The following is a 19,002-nucleotide window of genomic DNA, read 5'->3' as shown; positions in this document are numbered from 1 at the left end:
GCTAAACTTTTAGCCGTTGATCGCACGGGAGGCCATCATGTCCACAGCTCTCACCATTCCCTTGTCGCTGCAAGCCGTTGGCAACCTGAACCAACTGGTGCGCGCCGCCCATCAGGCACCCTACCTGACTGCCGACGAAGAGCACGCGCTCGCGCTGCGCCTGCACCAGCACAATGACCTTGAGGCCGCACGCCAACTGGTTACCTCGCACCTGCGTCATGTGATTCATGTCGCCCGTGGCTATAACGGTTATGGCCTGCCGCTGGCCGACCTGATTCAGGAAGGCGCAATCGGCCTGATGAAGGCGGTGCGCCGGTTCGATCCGAATCGCGGGGTGCGCCTGGTGTCGTTCGCCGTGCACTGGATTCGCGCCGAAATTCACGAATACGTCCTGCGCAACTGGAGCATCGTCAAGATCGCCACCACCAAAGCGCAGCGCAAGCTGTTCTTCAACCTGCGTCAACACAAACAGCGCCTGGGCCGGGTGAGCGAAGCACAGGCGCAGGAGATCGCCCACGAGCTCAACGTGCTGCCCCAGGACGTACTGGACATGGACGCCCGTCTGACCGACCGCCCGGTGTCCTTCGACGCCGAGCCGGACACCGATTCAAGCAGCCCGCAGGCGCCAGCACTCACCGTCGCCGACCAGCGCCTGGAACCATCGCAAGCGCTGGAAGAAGAACAATGGAACGCGCATCAGTTGCGCCGACTGCGCCAGGGATTGGCGGGCCTTGACGCCCGTAGCCGCGATATTCTGGAACAACGCTGGCTGGCCGAGGAGAAGACTGGTCTCAAGGAACTCGGCGAGAAATACGGCATATCGGCCGAGCGCATCCGGCAACTGGAAAGCCAGGCCCTAGGCCGCTTGACTCGCACGCTGCAAGCTGACGCGGCGTGACCGATGGTGATAAACGCTTCGGCTTCTTCGGCGTCGTTCGGGAAGTTGGGTGGGCGTTCCTGGGTGTACGTGATCGCGCTAATTTCGAACGGACTACCCGCTCCAGCCCGTTGCACATCGTGCTTGCCGGACTGTTGCTAACGGGGCTGCTGATCGCGGTGCTGGTCACAGCAGTGCAGTTCGCGCTCGGCGATCGTCGCGGCTCAGGATCAACCCAAACCCCACCTGGGGAGATAGTGGTCAACCAGCAGCGCGGCGAATAAGCCCATCAGATAGATGATGGAAAAGCGAAATGTTGCCGACGCGATAGCGGCGTCGTGCGTGCGGTACAGCCGCACTGCCCAGTGCATGAAACGCGCACCCAGAGCCAGTGCCGCCAGCGCATAAGGCCAACCGGCAAAGCGGGTCACGAACGGCAGCAGGCTGACCGCCAGCAGCAGCGCTGTATACAGCAGCACATGCAGACGCGTATATGCCAAACCATGGGTCACCGGAAGCATCGGAATCTTGACCCGCGCGTACTCCTCATGTCGACGAATGGCCAGCGCCCAAAAATGCGGCGGCGTCCACACAAAAACAATCAGAAACAACAACAGGGCGTTGGGATCCACCGTACCGGTAACCGCTGTCCACCCCAGCACCGGTGGCGCCGCGCCGGCGGCGCCACCGATCACGATGTTCTGCGGCGTAGCGCGCTTCAGATAGGCGGTATAGATAACCGCGTAACCAATCAGCGATGCAAATGTCAGCACTGCCGTCAGCAGATTAACCCACACCACCAGCAAGACCATGGACAGCACGGCGAGCACCCCGGCAAACACCAGGGCATCGGACGGTCTGACGCTGCCGGTCGGCAACGGTCGATTACGCGTACGGTCCATCTGCGCGTCGACTCTGGCGTCAATGACCTGATTGATCACCGCGGCCGACGAGGCGGCCAGGAAAATACCCAGGTTGCCGGCCAGAAGCGCGTTCAGCGGCACCATGCCAGGCACCGCCAGCAGCATGCCTACCACCGCCGTGAAGCAGATCAGCGCTACGACCCGCGGCTTGCACAGTTCCAGATATTCGCGCCACAGCGGCAGGCCCGGTTCGACCAGCGGTACGGATTCAGACACGTTTCGCCCCGGCGCGGTACAAAGTGTGGGTCAGCGTCAGCAGCGCCAACAACAGCAGCGCCGCGACTGCATTGTGCGCTACCGCCACCGACAAGGGCAGGTGTAACCACACATTGCTGGCTCCAAGGGTGACTTGCGCCAGGAGCAGAAGCAGGACCGCTGCTGCCACAACGCGCAGCGCGCCCGCTTCGCGGCGCATAGTCGCGATGCTCAGACCCGCAAGGTACAGCAAAGTCACCACCGCCCATGCGCGATGCATCATGTGGATTGCCACTCGGGCCGAACTATCCAGAACACCGAACTCGTAGTTCACGCCAAGACCGCGCCACAGGACGAAGCCATCGGCGAGATCCATCGGTGGCCACCACTGCCCCATACAGGTAGGGAATGTCGGGCAGGCCAGCGCCGCATAATTGGCGCTGGTCCAGCCACCGAGCGCAATCTGCAGTGCCAGCACGGCGATCCCCAGCAGCGCCAGGCGGCGCAGGAGCCGGGGCTCGGCCCGGCGCTGCGGCACGAAAGAACGGGCATTCAAATACCCCAGCCACAGCAGGCTAAGTACGCCCAGGCCACCGAGCAAATGGCCCATCACTACCACCGGCTTGAGCAGCAACGTCACCGTCCACATGCCAAGCGCGGCCTGAAAACCAATCAGCGCCAACGTTGCTGTTGCCAACATCCGCCCAGTACGCCGACGCCACGCAGACAGCGTCAAACCCAACACCGCTAGCCCCAACATGCCGGCGGCGTAGCGGTGCACCATCTCCTTCCAGGCCTTGCCGGCTTCCAGTGGCCGGTGCGCAAATGCCTCGCGGGCATGCGCAAGCTCCTGCGGGTTGTTCGGTACCGTCATGTGACCGTAACAGCCCGGCCAATCCGGACAACCCAGTCCAGCATCCGATAAACGGGTATACGCACCCAGCACCACCACCACCAGGGTCAATACGACGGCGAGCAGGTACGCCAGCGGATGGGCAGCAGCCTGGCGCTGCGATGTCCTGGCCACGGTTCTGGTCCTCAGTTGGGCACGAAACGGCGCAGCAAGTGATCGATATCCTTGCGGGCGGCGCGGCGATCGAAATCCTTGCCGTACCGCAACATGGCGAATCCATGCGGATCGACGAGCATAAAGGCGGTGCTTTGCGGCGGTGCGGCAAGCGCCAAGGCAGGCAGCAACCTGCCTTGTCCGTCCTCGACTTCGATCAAGCCAGGCTGCTCAGCCATTTGCTCGCTGCTCAGCGCCTGACCGGGTGGATGCACGTAAATCCTGACCAGGGCATCCTGAAATCGTGGCAGGGAACGCCATATCTGACGCAGATCGACGAGCGTTCCCCAACAAGCCTCGTTACAAACACCCACCACCACCACCTTCCAGCGACCGGGAACCAGTCGCGCAGCGTCTTGCGGAGCAAGCTGGACCGGTGGATCGATCAGCGAGCCCGACAGCTTGGGAGCCGGACGCCAGGTAAATCCTGCGCTGTAGTATCCCCAGGTAAAAAGCAGCGGCCCGAAGAAAAGCGCGGCCAGACCAATCAGCGCCCAGCGTCCGCGCCGGCGGGACCGCTGCGGTGCATCACTTGGTGCTGAGATTGGCATCCGTAACTCCTGTAGTTTTCAATTCCCTGGCCCGTCGCCGGCCCGCAGCCAGATACACGCCAAGTACCGCCGCTGCCAGACCAAACCATTGCACCGCATACCCATAATGCCGCTGGGGGGTCATGGCGACCACCGGCCAGTCACGCAAGAAGCCATGTGCCGACTCGGCCTCCAACCGCACCACCATCGGATGCAGATCCAGGCCAAGGGCGGCGTTCAACGCAGACGTATTGATCTCCGCGACCATCCATAGCGGCCCGAAGTGCTCAATGGCGCTACCGGACACAAAGGGGATGTCAACCGGTCGCCCCAACCTGCCGACCACGGTCACTTCACCACTGGGTGTGTCCCAATCCGCAATATCGCTGCGCCGCGGGCCGCCCGGAAGCCAGCCTCTGTCGACCAGAAAAACGCGGTCGCTGCCCGTGATCCGCAGTGGCGTAAGCACGTCGTAGCCAACCCTGCCGCCGTGCACCTGATTATCGAGCAGACCTTGCCGATCGGCGAGAAAACGTCCGCGCAGCGTCACGCGCTGCCGCTGGGCAAGCGCCGTATGCGGTCCCGCGTCTGTCAGATCAAGCGGGGGCGCTGCCGCCTGTCGCGCGTCCGCCACCAACATGCGGGCCTTGTCCCGCCCACGGGACACTTGCCAGCTTCCCAGGGCCAGCAAAATCGCCAGCGACGTGAGCACCGCCACGGTTGCGGCCCGGCTAGGCCGAAAGCCCCAGTGGTTGTCTTCAGAGCGGAGAAATGACACCAGTGCCGGCCGTTTATGAGCGCAGGGTGGAGCTAGAATGACCTATCCCCACGCGATACGAGATTCCACAGTGCTGGTCACCCTGATCATTCTTGCCATGCTCGTGGCAATCCTCTGGGCCCTTGGCTCTGCCGTTTTCGCTCTGCTGGGTCCGCGCCGCGACCCCCACCGGATGGCCCGCGCTCTGACCTGGCGAGTGGGCTTGTCGGTGACCCTGTTCCTGTTGTTGATGGGCGGGTTCGCGAGCGGGGTGTTGAAACCTCACGCCGTCGCGCCCTCAGCCCCCGCGGTTCAAAGCCAGTAAACGAACACGAACAATCCCAACCAGACCACGTCGACGAAGTGCCAGTACCAGGCAACAGCTTCAAACCCGAAATGGTGCTCCGGCGTGAAGTGCCCCTTCATGCAGCGCAGCGTGATGACGATCAGCATGATGGTACCCAGCGTCACGTGGGCACCGTGAAAACCGGTCAGCATGTAAAAGGTCGAACCATAAATGCCGGAGGCCAAGGTCAGGTTCAGCTCGTGCATGGCGTGTGCGTACTCGACAACCTGAAAGTACAGAAAAGCTGCACCCAGCAAAACGGTAGCCCACATCCCCAGCACGAGTTGAATGCGGTTGTTTTTAAGCAGGCCCCAATGCGCAATGGTGATGGTCACGCCACTGCTCAGCAGAATGGCGGTGTTGAGCGCGGGCACACCCCAGGCCGACACAATTCCACTGGGAATATCAAAGCCTTCGGCCTTGGGTGGATTCAGCAAGGGCCAGGTCGCCTCGAAGTTGGGCCACAGAAAGCTGTGTGAAAGCGCCTTCATGACGTCGCCTTCACCGCCCAGCCAAGGCACCGAGAACTGACGGGCCCATAACAGGGTGCCGAAAAACGCGGCAAAGAAAAATACTTCCGAGACGATGAACCAGGCCATCCCCCAGCGGTAGGACCGGTCCACCTGCTCATTGTTCTGGCCGGTCTGATTCTCTCGAATCACGTCGCCGAACCAGCCAAAAACCATCACGATCAGCAAGGCCAGGCCCGCCAGCAGCACGAACTTACCGATGCTGTGATCATGCAGCCAGTTAACACCGCCAAGAACCATGGTGGTCAGCGCGACCGATCCCACAATCGGCCAGCGCGCGTGTGCCGGTATGTAATAGCCACCGTGTGCTTGAGCCATCGTCTTCGTCTCCCGAATGCTAGGGTCGAATTTTATTGATGCGAATAGGAAAGATCACCGATCAACCCCCGGTCTTGGCATGGCCGGAGTGATCACCGTGTTCGCCTTTGTGCAGATCAAAGAAGGTGTAGGACAAGGTCACCGTATTGATGTCTTCTGCCAAAGACCGATCAACGCGAAACCTCACCTTCATATTCTTCTGTTCACCTGCTTCGAGCTTCTGCTCGGTGAAGCAGAAACACTCGATCTTCTGAAAATGCTTGGCAGCTTGACCGGGCGCCACGCTGGGCACCGCCTGGCCGGTCACCGCATAACCGGCGCGGTTATGCGCGACGTAACTGGTCTCGGCCATCTCGCCTAAGCGCACCTTCATCCGGCTTGCCACCGGCCTGAAATCCCAGGGCAATTCGGCGTTGACGTTGCCAACGAATTCCACCGTTACCTCGCGTCCTGTGGGCCCGGCCTCACTGGGCGCAGTCGAACTCGCGCCTGAGGTAAGGGCAACGGACTTGCCGTTGATACCCGCCACCTCACACAAAACGTTGTACAAGGGCACCAGCGCGAAACCGAATCCGAACATCACGCCAACCGCCAACAACAGGCGGCGTACCGTGCGCCCTACGGATGCGGAACGATTTGTATCCGGCATGGCGCTAGGCCGACTGGATGTAGATGGTGATGGCGTAAACAGCCAACACCACCAGGACCAACGTCAGCAGCAACTTACGGCTCGGACGTCGCCGGTTCTGGGCGCCAGTGGGCGACATGGTTAGTGAATTTCCGGCGCCGTAGCGAAGGTGTGGTAAGGCGCCGGAGACGGCACGGTCCACTCAAGCCCGTGGGAACCTTCCCATACCCGGTCCGTCGCCTTGGCGCCGCCGCGTATGGTCTTGACGACGATGTAAACAAACAGCAACTGCGACAGACCAAACACAAAGCCACCGATACTGATGATGCGGTTGAAGTCCGCGAACTGCAAAGCATAATCAGGGATACGGCGCGGCATACCCGCAAGACCCACAAAGTGCATGGGAAAGAACAGCACATTGATGGAAATCGCCGACATCCAGAAATGCAGCTTTCCGAGGCGCTCGTCGTACATGTGGCCAGTCCACTTCGGCAGCCAATAATAGGTGCCCGCCATCAAACCGAAGATAGCGCCTGGCACCAGAACATAATGGAAATGCGCCACCACGAAATACGTGTCGTGGTATTGCATGTCCGCCGGTGCGATGGCCAGCATCAGGCCGGAGAATCCGCCGATGGTAAACAGGAATACGAAGGCAATGGCAAACAGCATCGGCGTTTCAAACGTGATGGAGCCACGCCACATGGTAGCCACCCAGTTGAATACCTTCACACCGGTCGGCACCGCGATCAGCATGGTGGCGTACATGAAGTACAACTCTCCGGCCACCGGCATGCCGGTGGTGAACATGTGATGCGCCCAGACAATAAATGACAAGAAGGCGATCGAGGATATGGCATACACCATCGAGGCATAGCCAAATATCTGCTTGCGTGAAAACGTTGGAATGATTTCCGATACCACGCCGAATGCCGGCAGAATCATGATGTAGACCTCGGGATGCCCGAAGAACCAGAACACATGCTGGAACAGCACCGGGTCGCCCCCACCCGCGGCGCTGAAAAAGCTGGTCCCGAAGTGACGATCCGTCAGCATCATGGTGACGGTACCGGCGAGCACCGGCATCACGGCAATCAGAAGAAACGCCGTGACCAACCAGGTCCACGCGAACAGCGGCATCTTCATCAAGGTCATGCCCGGCGCGCGCATATTCAGCACCGTGGCGATGACATTGATGGCACCCATGATCGAGGACATGCCCATCAAGTGGACCGAAAAAATAAAGATATCCGTAGTGCTGGGGGCGAAGGTGGTCGACAGGGGCGCATAAAAGGTCCAGCCGAAGGCTGGCGCGCCGCCGTTCAGAAACCAGGTACTCATCAGCAACGAGAATGCGAAAGGCAGCAGCCAGAAGCTCCAGTTGTTCATCCGCGGCAGCGCCATGTCGGGGGCGCCGACCATCATCGGAAGCATCCAGTTCGCAAAACCGGTCCAGGCCGGCATCACGGCGCCGAACACCATGATCAGGCCGTGCATGGTGGTCAGCTGGTTGAAGAACTGGGGCTCCATCAGTTGCAGGCCCGGCTGGAACAGCTCCAGGCGGATGAGCATGGCCAGCGAACCGCCGGTCAGGAACATGATCAACGCCAGCCACAGATACAGGGTGCCGATGTCCTTGTGGTTGGTGGTAAACAGCCACCGGGACAGTCCACGCGCGGGACCGTGATGGTGTTCGATTTCGTGAGCCAGGCTGGACATGGCGAATCTCCGGACCTTAAGTCTTTAGGGTTGGCGTGATGGTTTGCGCAGGATTGCGGTTCAGCGCGCTGCTTTGATCTGGGCGGGCTGGACGTAATCACCGGTGGTATTGCCGAACGAGTTACGTTCGTAGCTGATGACGGCCGCCAGATCCACGTCGTTCAGCTGCGCCCCGAACGCCTGCATGCCGGTACCCGGCTTGCCGTGCAAAACAATGTCCATGTGGCCTTCGACCGGCCCCGTGACCAGGGGACTGCCCACCAGCGACGGGAATGCCGGCGGAATTCCCTGGCCGTTCGGCTGGTGACAGGCAACACAGTAGGTACCGTAGACCGCCTTGCCGCGCTCCATCAGCTCTTCCGAGGTCCACTCCCGGTCCGCGCCACTGAGCGCGGCCTCCGCCTCGGCCTTCTTGCCCGCCAACCAGGCCTCGTAGTCCTCGGGCGTCTTGGCCTCCACCACGACTGGCATGAAACCGTGGTCCTTGCCGCACAACTCGGTGCACTGGCCGCGGTAAATGCCGGGCTGCGGAACATTGGTCCAGGCGTCGTTGATGAACCCGGGAATCGCATCCTGCTTCCAGCCAAAGGCCGGCACCCACCAGGAATGGATCACATCGGCTGACGTGATGACAAACCGCACCTTGGTATTGACCGGAATGACCAGCGGTTCGTCCACCTCCAGCAGGTAGTTCTCAACCGAACTGGGGTCACCCTTGATGGCATCGCGGCTGCTGGTCGCCAGGTTGCTGAAAAAACTGACTCCCTGATCAAGGTAGTCATACTGCCAGCGCCACTGGTAACCGGTGACCTTGATGGTGAGTCCTGGATCGGATGCGTCTTCCAGTTCAATCAGCGCGATCGTGGCCGGCGTGGCCATGGCTATCAGAATGATGAACGGAATGATGGTCCACACCACCTCGACCGTGGTGTTGTCGTGAAAATTGGCCGCCACCGCGCCACGTGACTTCCGAAACGCGAACAGCGAATAGAACATGGCGCCGAACACCACCACCCCGATGGCCACACACACCCACAGCGAGATCATGTGCAGATCAAACGCACGGTGACTCAGATCCGTGGCGCCACGCATCAGGTTCATTTCATATTCGGCGAGCACCGGTTGGGCGACCATCCCGCCCAGCAACAGCCCCAGAATGCGCCACCCAGAGCGCTTGCGTTGTTGTCCGATCTTCAAAGACCTATCTCCCTGTTCAATCCGGTATTCAGCGGTAAGACCGGTGACTCAGCACAACTCGGCTGACCGAGCAAAAGGCCAAGCTCGCCCGCCAGTTGGCGGCGCTCGGCATCGACGAGGAACGCCCCGATTTCAATGTAACGCCCATGCGAACCCAGCAGTAGCTGGCTTCGCCCTCCCCCATTTGCGGCCGCCCGCCAGCGCAGCTGCGCCCATGCACGCGTGAAGTCGACCTGCGATCGCTGGTGCGCACCGCCGCGCAGCACGCTGACCTGGGCCTCACGCACCAGAATAAGCTCGCGCTGGTAAGTCGCCCGCGAACAAAAATAAAGTCCCGCGCCCAGCGCTAAAAGCTCCAGTCCGCTGAACGGCGCGACCCACCACAAACCCTGAGCGGCAAACAACAGCGCAATCGAACCGCCGAGCACCACCATGACCGCAAAAAAACGCTGAGTTTCCGGCCAGGACCGGGACCGGTTCGGACACAGCTCATAGCGCCAAGTCCCATCGCGTGCCTGCTGCTTGTGCAGCGCCACCACCACCTCCTGTTGCCCCGGGTGGCCGGGTCCCGCGTCCTTGCCCGAACTGCGACGCCAGCCTGCGACAAAAAACCGCGCGAATACTACCTTTTACAGCCCCTTCCTGACAAGGCGAATGGCGCCCACGCAGCAGCTTCTTGACCAGCGTCAATCAATATCCTGCACCGGCACACGCAGATGTCGCACCAGATCAATGGGCTCGGCCCGAGGTGCATATGGCAGCAGGCCCCAACACGGCCCCGGCAGCAGTTGCTGCAGCGCCTGGAGGTTGTCATCGCGACGCTCGAACTGCGGGTCCACGGCGCAGCCCACCCAGCCTGCCAGGGACGCGCCTGTACGGCATATATCGCGTGCACTCAACACGGCGTGGTTAAGACAGCCCAGACGCAGACCAACCACCAGCAGCACCGGCAGACCAAGACAGCTGGCCAGATCGGCCACCGCGCCATCCTCGCCCAGCGGCACCTGCCAGCCACCGACGGCCTCCACCACGACGCAGTCCGAGCGTGCCGCGAGCACGCCAAAAGCCCGCTCAATCACGGAAAATCGAATGGCCACGTCCGCCTCGGCAGCCGCCAGATGCGGCGCGATCGGCGGCACAAACGCGTACGGATTCACGGCTTCGTACGGCAGATCAAGACCACTCGCCGACAGCAGCGCCAGCGCATCGGCATTGCGTAGCCCGGTGGGCGTTGAGTCACACCCACTCGCCACCGGTTTCATGCCCGCCACGCGCCGCCCCTGGGCACGCAGCGTGGCGATCAGGGCTGTTGCGAACCAGGTTTTGCCGACGCCGGTGTCGGTGCCGGTCACAAAAAATCCGCGGCTCACGTCAAACCGCGCCGCACGGGATGGAAGGTCAGCGTCTGCTCGCCCTCGGCTGCGCGGCGGCGCACTTGCAGCGGCTTCCAGGCGTGGGCGTACACCACCTCGTAGCTGGCCGGCAAAAACCCATCCACGCGAAACGCCTCGTAAGCCGCGGCCAGGGCCGCCCAGGCGCTCTTGCCGATGGGCCGGGCCGGCCGACCGGCAGTCGCGTTGCGGGAGCCCGAACGCCTGAGGTCGGTCGCCAGTGTGGCGATATCCGAATACGTCAGACGGAAGTGCTCCACATCGAGTACCGGACTCTCAAAGCCGCTGCGAACCAACGCATCGCCGACATCGTGCATGTCGATGAACGCGTTGACGTGGGTACGACCGTCCACTTGCCCCCATGCGTGGCGCAGTTCCTTGAGCGTGTCCGGCCCCAGACTGCTGAACATCAACAGTCCACCGGGGCGCAGCACCCGCCAGGCCTCCGCCAGTGCCTGCCCAAGATCGTTACACCACGGCAAGGCGAGACTGCTGAACACCAGATCGACGCCGTCCGCCGCCAGCGGCAAGGCCTCGGCATCCGCGCACACGAAGCGCTGCGCTGAAAACCAGCGCCGCCGCCGCCGGGCCAGTTGCAGCATGGCGGGAGCCAGATCAAGCGCCAGCACCTGCGCGCGTTTGTAGCGAGCCAGCAAACTGCGGCCTGCGGCGCCCGGGCCACAGCCAAGATCCACAATCACCCCCGGCGCGACCGTGATCAGATCGAGCCGCTCCAGGCAATGCGCCTCGACCGTGCGCTGCAAGACTGCCACGGCCTCATAGTGCGGCGCGGCGCGATTGAAGGCGCCGCGCACAAGGCGCTTGTCGAGCCGAAACTGGGCCGCGGTGTCGTTGTTCATGCTCAGGGCCGTGCGCGACGCTCGACACGTCCCATCAACCTCGCCCCGGCATGCTTTCCAGAGCCAGCAACAAACGGTCGACCTGCGCCTCGTCGTGGGCGGCGCTGAGCACGATGCGCAGGCGCGCCGTGCCCGCCGGCACGGTTGGCGGTCGCACCGCCGGCACCAGCAGGCCATGGGCCCGCAAATGCTCGCTCCAGGCCAGTGCCCGTTCGGCGCTGCCAGCGAGCAGCGGCTGGATGGGCGTGCTGGACGCCAACAACGGCAGGCCGAGTTGCCGCGCTCCCCGGCAAAAACGCGCGATCAACGACGTCAACTTGTCGCGCCGCCAGGATTCCTCGCGCGCCAGGCGCAGCGCCACCCGTGCCGCCTCGGCCAAGGCCGGTGGCATGGCCGTTGTGTAGATATAACTACGCGCCTGCTGGATCAGGGTCTCGATCAGCGCTTCACTGCCAGCCACAAAGGCGCCAAAGCACCCCAGCGCCTTGCCCAGCGTACCCATCAGCACCGGCAGTGCATCGACATCGAGCTTGAACAACTCGGCACTGCCGCCGCCGTGCGCGCCGAGCACGCCAAAGCCGTGTGCATCATCCGCCAACAGCCAGGCGCCATGCCGGGCCGCCAGGGCTGACAACTGAGGCAAGGGTGCAATATCGCCGTCCATGCTGAACACGGCGTCAGTGACGATCAGCCGCCGGGCCGCCTCACTGCCCTGAAGCAAGCGCTCCAGACCTGGCAAATCGACATGCGCATAACGTTCCACGCGGGCCCGACTCAGGCGTGCCGCATCAATCAGGGACGCATGGTTCAGATCATCCGAGAACACCACCGCGTCGCGGTCCAACAAGGCCCCGAGTACGCCAAGGTTGGCCATGTAGCCGGTCGAAAACAACAGCGCTCGCGGGCGACCGACAGCCGCGGCCAATTCCTCTTCCAGCGCGTGGTGGGCATGGCTGTGTCCGGCCAGCAGGTGCGAGGCACCGGCGCCGACACCCCAGCGCTCGGCGCCACGCGCCAGGGCCGCCGCCAGGGCCGGATGGTTGGCCAGACCCAGGTAGTCGTTGCTGCAGAACGTCAGCAGGTCCGCATCGGCGAACTGGCGCTGCGGCTGCTGCGCCGAACACGCCAGCTGGCGGCGACGATAAAGCTGGGCCGCCTCGCGCGCCGCGAGCCCAGCGTGCAGATCGAAGCTCACCCGCTGGCGGCGACTGGCGCGGCGCGATCGGCCGTCCTGACACCAGCGCTGCGCTGCTCCGGCTCGGCCGGCGTGAGGCCCAGTCGCCCGAACAGCGCCCGGTCGCGCTCGGCGGCGGGGTTATCGGTAGTCAACAGCTTGTCACCGTAGAAAATGGAATTAGCCCCGGCGAGGAAACACAAGGCCTGCAGGGCATCGTCCATACCCTCACGACCGGCCGACAAACGCACCACCGAAGCCGGCATGACCACGCGCGCCACGGCAATAGTGCGCACAAACTCGAACGGATCGAGCCCGGCAGTACCCGCCAATGGGGTGCCGGCCACCTGTACCAGGTAGTTGATCGGCACGCTTTGCGGATGCTGAGGCAAATTGGCCAGTGCCTGCAACAGGCCGACCCGATCCTGGCGGGCCTCACCCATGCCGACGATGCCGCCGCTGCACACATTGACGCCAGCGGCGCGCACCTGCTCCAGGGTATCCAGGCGGTCCTGGTATGTCCGTGTGGTGATGACCTGGCCGTAGTATTCGGGCGAGGTGTCGAGGTTGTGGTTGTAGTAATCGAGGCCGGCTGACTTGAGGCGTTCCGGCTGGTCGCCGTGCAGCATGCCCAGGGTCACGCAGGTTTCCAGTCCCAGGGCTTTCACCTCGCGCACCATATCGAGAACATGCACGAAGTCCTTCTCGCGCGGGTTACGCCATGCCGCGCCCATGCAGAAGCGGCTGGCACCGGCATCCCGCGCGGCGCGGGCGGCCGTCACCACCGCCTCCAGTGCCATGAGTGGTTCGTGTTTCAGCTCCGTATCGTGGCGCGCACTTTGCGGGCAATAGCCACAATCCTCCGGGCAGGCACCGGTCTTGATACTCAGCAGCGTGCTCACCTGTACCGCATTGGGGTCGAAATACCGGCGGTGGATAGTCTGGGCACGGTGAATCAAATCGTTGAACGGCAGGTCGAACAAGGCACCTATGTCGGCGCGACTCCAGTCATGTCGAATGTCGGTCAAGGCGGTCTCCGGCGATCGGGAACGGGTTTATGCTGCGCGCAGCTTAACCGGCGAAAGAGGCTTGTCAACCGGTCATGCATTCCCAGGTTAACAAGACTGCCGAGCGTATCCTCGACTGGCTTTTACCGCCAAGTTGCACGCTGTGCGGCGGCCGGGGCGAATTTGGCCTGCCACTGTGTACCGGCTGCTGGCAGGATTTGCCACGCCTGAAGCATGCCTGCCGGCGCTGCGCGGAACCCTTGCCTCAGGATGGCCTGTGCGGGCGTTGCCTGCGCCGCGCGCCACCACAGGACCTTGCTCATGGCGCTTTCCTTTATGCCGACCCGGTAGACCGTCTGGTGCAGCGCCTCAAGTTCGGCGGCCGTTTGGGCACCGCGCGCCTGGCAGGCGCCCTGCTGGCCGCGGTCGCCCGCTCGGCACAGTGGGAACGACCGCAGTTGCTCATACCGGTGCCCCTGCACCGCGCCCGACTGCGCCAGCGCGGCTACGACCAGGCACAGGCCATTGCCGCGGAGTGCGGCCGGCGCCTTAGCATCCCGATGGACAGCCGCGCCTGCCAGCGAAAATCCGCCACGGCGCCACAACCCGGTCTTTCGCGCGCCGAGCGACGACGTAACCTGCGCGGTGCCTTTGTCGTGGCCAACCCACCAGAGGCTCGGCACGTGGCCGTGATTGACGACGTCATGACCACTGGCGCCACCGCGGGCGAACTGGCGGCGGCGCTCAAACGCGGCGGCGTGGAGCGAGTGGATGTGTGGGCGCTGTGCCGGGCCGGACCGGATCGCTGACGTCGCCGCCAGTCACCAGCTCATTTGCCCAACCAGTTCCCGCACGTTATCCAGGCTTTGGCTGCGCAGATACTGCGCAATGCCGGCGTTGATCGCGGAACAGATCAACGGATCATAGAACAGCGCCGTGCCCACCCCCACCGCGCTGGCGCCGGCCAGCAGGAACTCAAGCGCGTCCTGGGCTGAATTCACCCCACCCTGGCCAATGATGGGCACGCCATGCGGCGCTGCCACCTCGTAAACCTGGCGCACCTTAAGCAACGCGATCGGTTTGATGGCGGGACCGGACAGGCCACCCTGGCGGTTACCCAGTACCGGCTGACGCCGATCCAGGTCCACGGCCATGCCTTGCACGGTATTGATGGCGGCGAACGCGTCGGTACCTGCCTCGACACAACGGCGGGCGTTCTCGGCAATGTCCGTCTGATTCGGCGACAGCTTGGTGATCAATGGTTTTCCCGTCGCCGCCCGGCAGGCCGCCACGACCCGCGCCGACATGTCAGGGTCGTTGCCAAACTGCACCCCGCCGGCCTTGACGTTGGGACAGGAAATATTCAGCTCGATCGCCGCTACCGGCGAGTCGTCGAAGATGCGCGTAACCTCGACGTACTCCTCGATGGTGGCGCCCGAGACATTGGCGACGAACAGCGTTTCCGACAAATCCAGTCGCGGCAGAATGTCCCTGACCACCGCCCGCGCGCCCGGATTCTGCAAACCGATGGCGTTCAGCATGCCAGCGGGGGTCTCGGCCAGCCGATGCAGCGGATTGCCCAGACGCGGCTCAAGCGTCGTGCCCTTGAGCACCAGCATCCCCGCGTCGGCGTTGGAAAAACCGGCCACCCGGGTATATTCCTGCCCAAACCCGACGCAGCCGGACAACAGCACCAGCGGTGTCTTGAGGACAAGACCGCACAACTCGGTGCGCAGCAGCTGGGCATCGCTCGAGGTCAGCATTGCATGTTCCACATCATTCTCTATTCACCGCAAATTGCGCCCAACACCGGCAACATCATAAGGCTGTGTGCCAACACCGGCGCCGCGCTGCACTTGATCGAGCCGCTCGGCTTCGAACCGGACGATGTGCGCCTGCGCCGTGCCGGACTCGATTACCACGAATATGCGACGGTACGGCGCCACGCCACTGTTGCCGACTGCCTGCTGACCCTGCCAGGGCACCGACTGTGGGCATTCAGTACCAAAGGGCAGCGGCTGTACAGCGACGCCACCTTTGAGCCTGGCGATGCGCTGATGTTCGGCCCCGAGACCACCGGCCTGCCGTCGGCGGTACTGGACACCTTGCCGCCCGAGCACGTGCTTTGCCTGCCCATGCGGCCAGGCAACCGCAGCCTCAATCTATCGAATGCGGTGGCAGTGGCGACATTCGAGGCCTGGCGCCAACAGGCCTACGTCGGGGCTGAGCGGCCACGGTGCTTGACGCAAGCCAGCTAAGCCTCCATCGTCTGGCACCCGTACTGATAACCACTCCTCGTCCGTGCAACTGCGCTGCCCTGCCTGTTCCAGCTCTGATCTTCGACCCGCTTCCGCGCACCCGGGCGACACCTGGACTCAGCGCAAGCTGAGCCGCGCCTACCGCTGCCGCAAATGCGGGCGACGCAGTTGGCGCCTGGACCGCTTTCTGCTGGGGCTGATGCTCGCCTCGATACTCGTACTGGCGACACCGCTGCTTGTCATTGCCTATCACCTGATGTGGGGCAACGATCGTACGCAACCGGCACAGACATTCAAGAACGCCACCACCGAACTGCAACAAAAAGCCAACACGGGCGACACCTCGGCACAGATCGAACTGGCCCGACAATACACCGAGGGTGATGGCGTGCTGGCGAATGCCAGGCAAGCGAGCCGCTGGTATGCACAGGCCGCCGCCGCCGGAGACCGCGAAGGCCAGTATCGTTTCGGTATGGCGCTGCTTGAGGGCAGTGGCGTCGTGCAGGATTACCGCGCGGCGCTGAACTGGCTGAAACTGGCCGCCGACAAGCACCATGCGCGTGCCCAGTTCGCTCTGGGCCAGATGTACTACGAGGGTCTGGGCACACCCATCGACAAAATCGCCGCCTATGTCTGGCTGAGTCTTGCCGCCGCCCAGGGGCTGGACGATGCCACGCGGCTGCGCGATCAGGTTTTAAACCAGATTCCGGCAGATCGGATCATGGATGCCCAGGAGCGAGCACGAGAACTGCACGCCCGCCTCAGCGCCGACGCCGGTACCGAAACACCGCACGCCGGCCACACAGGACCAAAGCCCAAGCCGTGAGCGGCCGCTTGGCGGTTCAGTCGCTGTGAGGGGGATCAACACCGGTTCAGACACGTATGGACCGGATACCGACGGCCTGGCTACAGCTCCGCCGAGGGCTCGCGCGCCAGCAAGTCGCGCACCGCCTGCAACACGTCGCGATCCTCGTACAACACACGGTAAACCTCATCACAAATGGGCATCGGCACGTCAAGATGCGTCGCCAGACGCTGCACGGCGCGCGCGGTGAGCACGCCTTCCGCCACCTGACCGAGGGCGGCGACCGCTTGTTGCAAACTCTTGCCAGACGCCAGCGCCAGGCCGACACGGCGGTTACGCGACTGGTCGTCGGTGCAGGTCAGCACCAGGTCGCCGACGCCACTGAGGCCCAGGAACGTGTCCCGACGCCCCCCGAGTGCCACGCCCAGGCGCTGTACTTCGGCCAGCCCGCGAGTAATCAGGGCTGCCCGTGCATTGGCACCAAACCCCAGGCCATCGGCGATCCCCGCTGCAATCGCCAGCACGTTTTTGACCGCGCCACCGACCTGCACGCCCACCAGATCATCGCTGCGATAAGCCCGCAAGGTGCCCCCATGCAGGCAATCCACCCAGAAATCCGCCGCTGCCGCGTGCGACGACGCCACCGTCAGCGCCGTCGGCTGGCCGAGTGCCACCTCGCCCGCAAAACTGGGGCCGGAAATCGCCACGCAGACCACCCGCGACCCAAGCTCCTCGGCCGCGACCTGATGCAACAGCTTGCCGCTGGTCTGTTCAAACCCCTTGGTCGCCCAGGCCAGCTGGGGTAGCGGAAGCAGTCCCCGCAAGCTGCGGGCCAGCTCACGAAACGCGGCGCTCGGCACCACCACCAGCACTCCATCGACGGCTTGCAGCGCCACGCCAAGATCGGCGGTAGCCGTCAGTGACGGCGGCAGCACGATGTCGGGTAGAAACCTGGCGTTGACGCGCAGCGCGGTCATCGCTGCGGCATCGTCGGCCTGACGGGTCCACAGCCGGACCGCGTGCCCGGCACGGGCCAGGGCAATGGCCAGTGCGGTGCCCCAGGAACCTGCCCCAAGCACGGCCAGGGTCTGGTTCATGGCGGTGACCCGATCGACTTCAGTGCTTGACCTCGGCGGCGCTCTGCGACCCCTGCTCGCGTTGCAGATGTTGCTGGTATAGCGCCTCGAAGTTGACCGGCGACAGCAGCAACGGCGGGAACCCGCCCGCCACGGTGACATCCGACACCACCTGCCGAGCATAGGGGAACAATACATTCGGGCAGGTGACACCCAGCACCCAGCCCATCTGCTCGGCCGCCACGCCCTCAATATGAAACAGCCCCGCCTGCTGCACTTCAACCAGGAACACGGTCTCCTCACCGCTGCGCACGGTGGCCGTCACATTAACCACCACCTCATGCATGTTCTCGGACACCAGCGTGGCGCCCGCGCCAAGCTGCATGTCGATCTGTGGCTGCGTTTCGGTCTCGAAAACCTGCGGCGCCTTGGGTGACTCGAAGGACATATCCTTCACGTAGATGCGGCGGATGTGGAACTGCGGCGATGGCGCGGCGGCGGTCTGGTCGGTCATAAACGGTTTCCTCGGTGTGAAATACGGGTTCAGGTGTCCGGGCCGGCGAGCAGTGCATCCAGCCGACCGGCGCGATCCAGAGCGGCCAGATCGTCGTATCCGCCGACGTGCTGCTCGCCGATGAAAATCTGTGGCACGGTCCGCCGACCACTGCGCCGCTCCATATCGGCGCGTTGCGCCACGTCCAGGTCGACCGGGATTTCCTGATACGCGACGCCCTTGTCCTCAAGCAAGCGTTTGGCCATGGCGCAATAGCCGCAAAGCGCGCCAGTGTAGATGGTTACCATGCAAACGGACTCCGCTACGGGGACTGTGACAGCGCTGTCATTTCACCTGCGGCAGCTGTGCATCCACCCATCCGGGCATGCCGCCTTTGAGATGATGCACCGGTTCAAAGCCGAGTCCGCGTAACAACCTTGCGGGGCCAATGACTGATTGACGGGGCCCCGTAATCAACAGCACCGTGCCAATCTTGCCCTTGCGCTGTTTTCCGGCCCAGCCGGGGAGCGCCTCGGGCACAACATTGACGGCCTTGGCGATATGACCGGCAGCGAATTCGCTGGCTGGACGCAGATCAATCACGCTCGCACCGTCGTTCATCAGCCGCACCGCGTCGCCGGGCAGGGTGGTCGAGTAACCGAAGAACCGATCCGCATAAAACGTGAGCCAAAGCAGACTCGCGACCACCCCGAAGGCGGCGAACAGTTCAATGTTGGCAATAACAAACGCCATGGCAACCGAGCCAGTTAAGAGATGAAGAGCTGAACGCTGGGACCAGCGCAGGCGAGAGTTTACTATGCGCGGTCCGCGAAACACCTCCAATCCCCGACC

Annotated in this window: 24 protein-coding genes; 6 read left to right on the top strand and 18 right to left on the bottom strand. The window is 63.3% G+C overall.

Features of this window, described 5'->3' with window-relative positions; all coding sequences use genetic code 11:
• Positions 1–37: 37 nt before the first annotated feature.
• Together rpoH and ABZF37_RS00615 are read left to right on the top strand one after the other, a co-directional pair.
• Positions 38–898: an RNA polymerase sigma factor RpoH gene (gene rpoH / locus ABZF37_RS00620; RefSeq protein ID WP_372715642.1), complete on the top strand. Its 861-nt coding sequence runs from the start codon at positions 38–40 to the stop codon at positions 896–898.
• Positions 895–1,161, top strand: coding sequence for a DUF2970 domain-containing protein (locus ABZF37_RS00615; RefSeq protein WP_372715640.1), 267 nt, complete (start codon positions 895–897; stop codon positions 1,159–1,161). The genes rpoH and ABZF37_RS00615 overlap by 4 nt, the downstream gene beginning before the upstream one ends.
• Here ABZF37_RS00615 and cyoE read toward each other — a convergent pair.
• From cyoE to ABZF37_RS00595, 4 genes are read right to left on the bottom strand one after another with little or no spacing between them, the layout of a single operon-like run.
• Positions 1,108–2,016, bottom strand: a complete 909-nt coding sequence (gene cyoE / locus ABZF37_RS00610) for a heme o synthase (protein WP_372715637.1) — start codon at positions 2,014–2,016, stop codon at positions 1,108–1,110. The two genes, ABZF37_RS00615 and cyoE, sit on opposite strands and share 54 nt — an antisense overlap.
• The gene (locus ABZF37_RS00605) at positions 2,009–3,022 is read right to left on the bottom strand and encodes a heme A synthase (RefSeq protein ID WP_372715635.1); all 1,014 of its coding nucleotides are present in this window, start codon (positions 3,020–3,022) and stop codon (positions 2,009–2,011) included. The genes cyoE and ABZF37_RS00605 overlap by 8 nt, the downstream gene beginning before the upstream one ends.
• Before the next feature lie 11 nt (positions 3,023–3,033).
• Positions 3,034–3,612 (bottom strand): hypothetical protein, encoded by a 579-nt coding sequence (locus ABZF37_RS00600; protein ID WP_372715633.1) that lies wholly within the window; start codon positions 3,610–3,612, stop codon positions 3,034–3,036.
• A complete protein-coding gene (locus tag ABZF37_RS00595; RefSeq protein ID WP_372715631.1) occupies positions 3,590–4,309 on the bottom strand; it encodes an SURF1 family protein in 720 nt (239 codons plus the stop codon). The genes ABZF37_RS00600 and ABZF37_RS00595 overlap by 23 nt, the downstream gene beginning before the upstream one ends.
• Positions 4,310–4,406: 97 nt before the next feature.
• Between ABZF37_RS00595 and ABZF37_RS00590 the strand changes: the two genes are divergently transcribed.
• Complete coding sequence (locus ABZF37_RS00590; RefSeq protein WP_372715629.1) at positions 4,407–4,673, top strand: DUF2909 domain-containing protein; 267 nt, start codon at positions 4,407–4,409, stop codon at positions 4,671–4,673.
• Here the strand turns inward: ABZF37_RS00590 and ABZF37_RS00585 are convergent.
• From ABZF37_RS00585 to bioB, 9 genes are all read right to left on the bottom strand, one after another.
• On the bottom strand, positions 4,661–5,542 hold the full coding sequence (locus ABZF37_RS00585; protein ID WP_372715627.1) for a cytochrome c oxidase subunit 3: 882 nt from the start codon (positions 5,540–5,542) through the stop codon (positions 4,661–4,663). The two genes, ABZF37_RS00590 and ABZF37_RS00585, sit on opposite strands and share 13 nt — an antisense overlap.
• A 61-nt stretch (positions 5,543–5,603) precedes the next feature.
• Positions 5,604–6,191, bottom strand: coding sequence for a cytochrome c oxidase assembly protein (locus ABZF37_RS00580; RefSeq protein WP_372715625.1), 588 nt, complete (start codon positions 6,189–6,191; stop codon positions 5,604–5,606).
• Positions 6,192–6,311: 120 nt separating this feature from the next.
• Positions 6,312–7,889 carry a cytochrome c oxidase subunit I gene (gene ctaD / locus ABZF37_RS00575; protein WP_372715623.1) on the bottom strand — a complete coding sequence of 526 codons (1,578 nt, stop codon included), beginning with the start codon at positions 7,887–7,889 and terminating at the stop codon, positions 6,312–6,314.
• A 60-nt stretch (positions 7,890–7,949) separates the two neighbouring features.
• On the bottom strand, positions 7,950–9,023 hold the full coding sequence (gene coxB / locus ABZF37_RS00570; protein WP_372715686.1) for a cytochrome c oxidase subunit II: 1,074 nt from the start codon (positions 9,021–9,023) through the stop codon (positions 7,950–7,952).
• A gap of 59 nt (positions 9,024–9,082) precedes the next feature.
• The gene (locus tag ABZF37_RS00565; protein ID WP_372715621.1) at positions 9,083–9,628 is read right to left on the bottom strand and encodes a DUF2244 domain-containing protein; all 546 of its coding nucleotides are present in this window, start codon (positions 9,626–9,628) and stop codon (positions 9,083–9,085) included.
• A 144-nt stretch (positions 9,629–9,772) separates the two neighbouring features.
• Entirely contained in the window at positions 9,773–10,438 is a 666-nt protein-coding gene (gene bioD, locus ABZF37_RS00560; protein ID WP_372715619.1) for a dethiobiotin synthase, read from the bottom strand.
• A 14-nt stretch (positions 10,439–10,452) separates the two neighbouring features.
• Positions 10,453–11,337, bottom strand: coding sequence for a malonyl-ACP O-methyltransferase BioC (gene bioC / locus ABZF37_RS00555; protein ID WP_372715617.1), 885 nt, complete (start codon positions 11,335–11,337; stop codon positions 10,453–10,455).
• A 34-nt stretch (positions 11,338–11,371) separates the two neighbouring features.
• Complete coding sequence (gene bioF / locus ABZF37_RS00550; protein ID WP_372715615.1) at positions 11,372–12,532, bottom strand: 8-amino-7-oxononanoate synthase; 1,161 nt, start codon at positions 12,530–12,532, stop codon at positions 11,372–11,374.
• Positions 12,529–13,539: a biotin synthase BioB gene (bioB, locus tag ABZF37_RS00545; protein ID WP_372715613.1), complete on the bottom strand. Its 1,011-nt coding sequence runs from the start codon at positions 13,537–13,539 to the stop codon at positions 12,529–12,531. The genes bioF and bioB overlap by 4 nt, the downstream gene beginning before the upstream one ends.
• Positions 13,540–13,613: 74 nt before the next feature.
• Between bioB and ABZF37_RS00540 the strand changes: the two genes are divergently transcribed.
• Entirely contained in the window at positions 13,614–14,327 is a 714-nt protein-coding gene (locus ABZF37_RS00540) for a ComF family protein (protein ID WP_372715611.1), read from the top strand.
• Positions 14,328–14,339: 12 nt separating this feature from the next.
• On the opposite strand, the gene ABZF37_RS00535 is transcribed toward ABZF37_RS00540, so the two are convergent.
• Positions 14,340–15,281 carry a dihydroorotate dehydrogenase gene (locus ABZF37_RS00535; protein ID WP_372715609.1) on the bottom strand — a complete coding sequence of 314 codons (942 nt, stop codon included), beginning with the start codon at positions 15,279–15,281 and terminating at the stop codon, positions 14,340–14,342.
• A 3-nt stretch (positions 15,282–15,284) separates the two neighbouring features.
• Between ABZF37_RS00535 and ABZF37_RS00530 the strand changes: the two genes are divergently transcribed.
• The gene (locus tag ABZF37_RS00530; protein ID WP_372715607.1) at positions 15,285–15,776 is read left to right on the top strand and encodes a tRNA (cytidine(34)-2'-O)-methyltransferase; all 492 of its coding nucleotides are present in this window, start codon (positions 15,285–15,287) and stop codon (positions 15,774–15,776) included.
• A gap of 43 nt (positions 15,777–15,819) precedes the next feature.
• Positions 15,820–16,602 carry a tetratricopeptide repeat protein gene (locus ABZF37_RS00525; protein WP_372715605.1) on the top strand — a complete coding sequence of 261 codons (783 nt, stop codon included), beginning with the start codon at positions 15,820–15,822 and terminating at the stop codon, positions 16,600–16,602.
• An 80-nt stretch (positions 16,603–16,682) separates the two neighbouring features.
• Here ABZF37_RS00525 and ABZF37_RS00520 read toward each other — a convergent pair whose 3' ends face one another.
• From ABZF37_RS00520 to ABZF37_RS00505, 4 genes are read right to left on the bottom strand one after another with little or no spacing between them, the layout of a single operon-like run.
• On the bottom strand, positions 16,683–17,678 hold the full coding sequence (locus tag ABZF37_RS00520; protein WP_372715603.1) for an NAD(P)H-dependent glycerol-3-phosphate dehydrogenase: 996 nt from the start codon (positions 17,676–17,678) through the stop codon (positions 16,683–16,685).
• Positions 17,679–17,697: 19 nt separating this feature from the next.
• Positions 17,698–18,171, bottom strand: coding sequence for a protein-export chaperone SecB (gene secB / locus ABZF37_RS00515; protein ID WP_372715601.1), 474 nt, complete (start codon positions 18,169–18,171; stop codon positions 17,698–17,700).
• Positions 18,172–18,200: 29 nt separating this feature from the next.
• The gene (grxC, locus tag ABZF37_RS00510) at positions 18,201–18,458 is read right to left on the bottom strand and encodes a glutaredoxin 3 (RefSeq protein ID WP_372715599.1); all 258 of its coding nucleotides are present in this window, start codon (positions 18,456–18,458) and stop codon (positions 18,201–18,203) included.
• Positions 18,459–18,495: 37 nt separating this feature from the next.
• On the bottom strand, positions 18,496–18,987 hold the full coding sequence (locus ABZF37_RS00505; protein ID WP_372715597.1) for a rhodanese-like domain-containing protein: 492 nt from the start codon (positions 18,985–18,987) through the stop codon (positions 18,496–18,498).
• Positions 18,988–19,002 lie beyond the last annotated feature (15 nt).

The organism is Immundisolibacter sp. (genome assembly GCF_041601295.1).
GTDB lineage: Bacteria > Pseudomonadota > Gammaproteobacteria > Immundisolibacterales > Immundisolibacteraceae > Immundisolibacter.
This window is presented reverse-complemented; position numbering and strand designations above follow the sequence as displayed.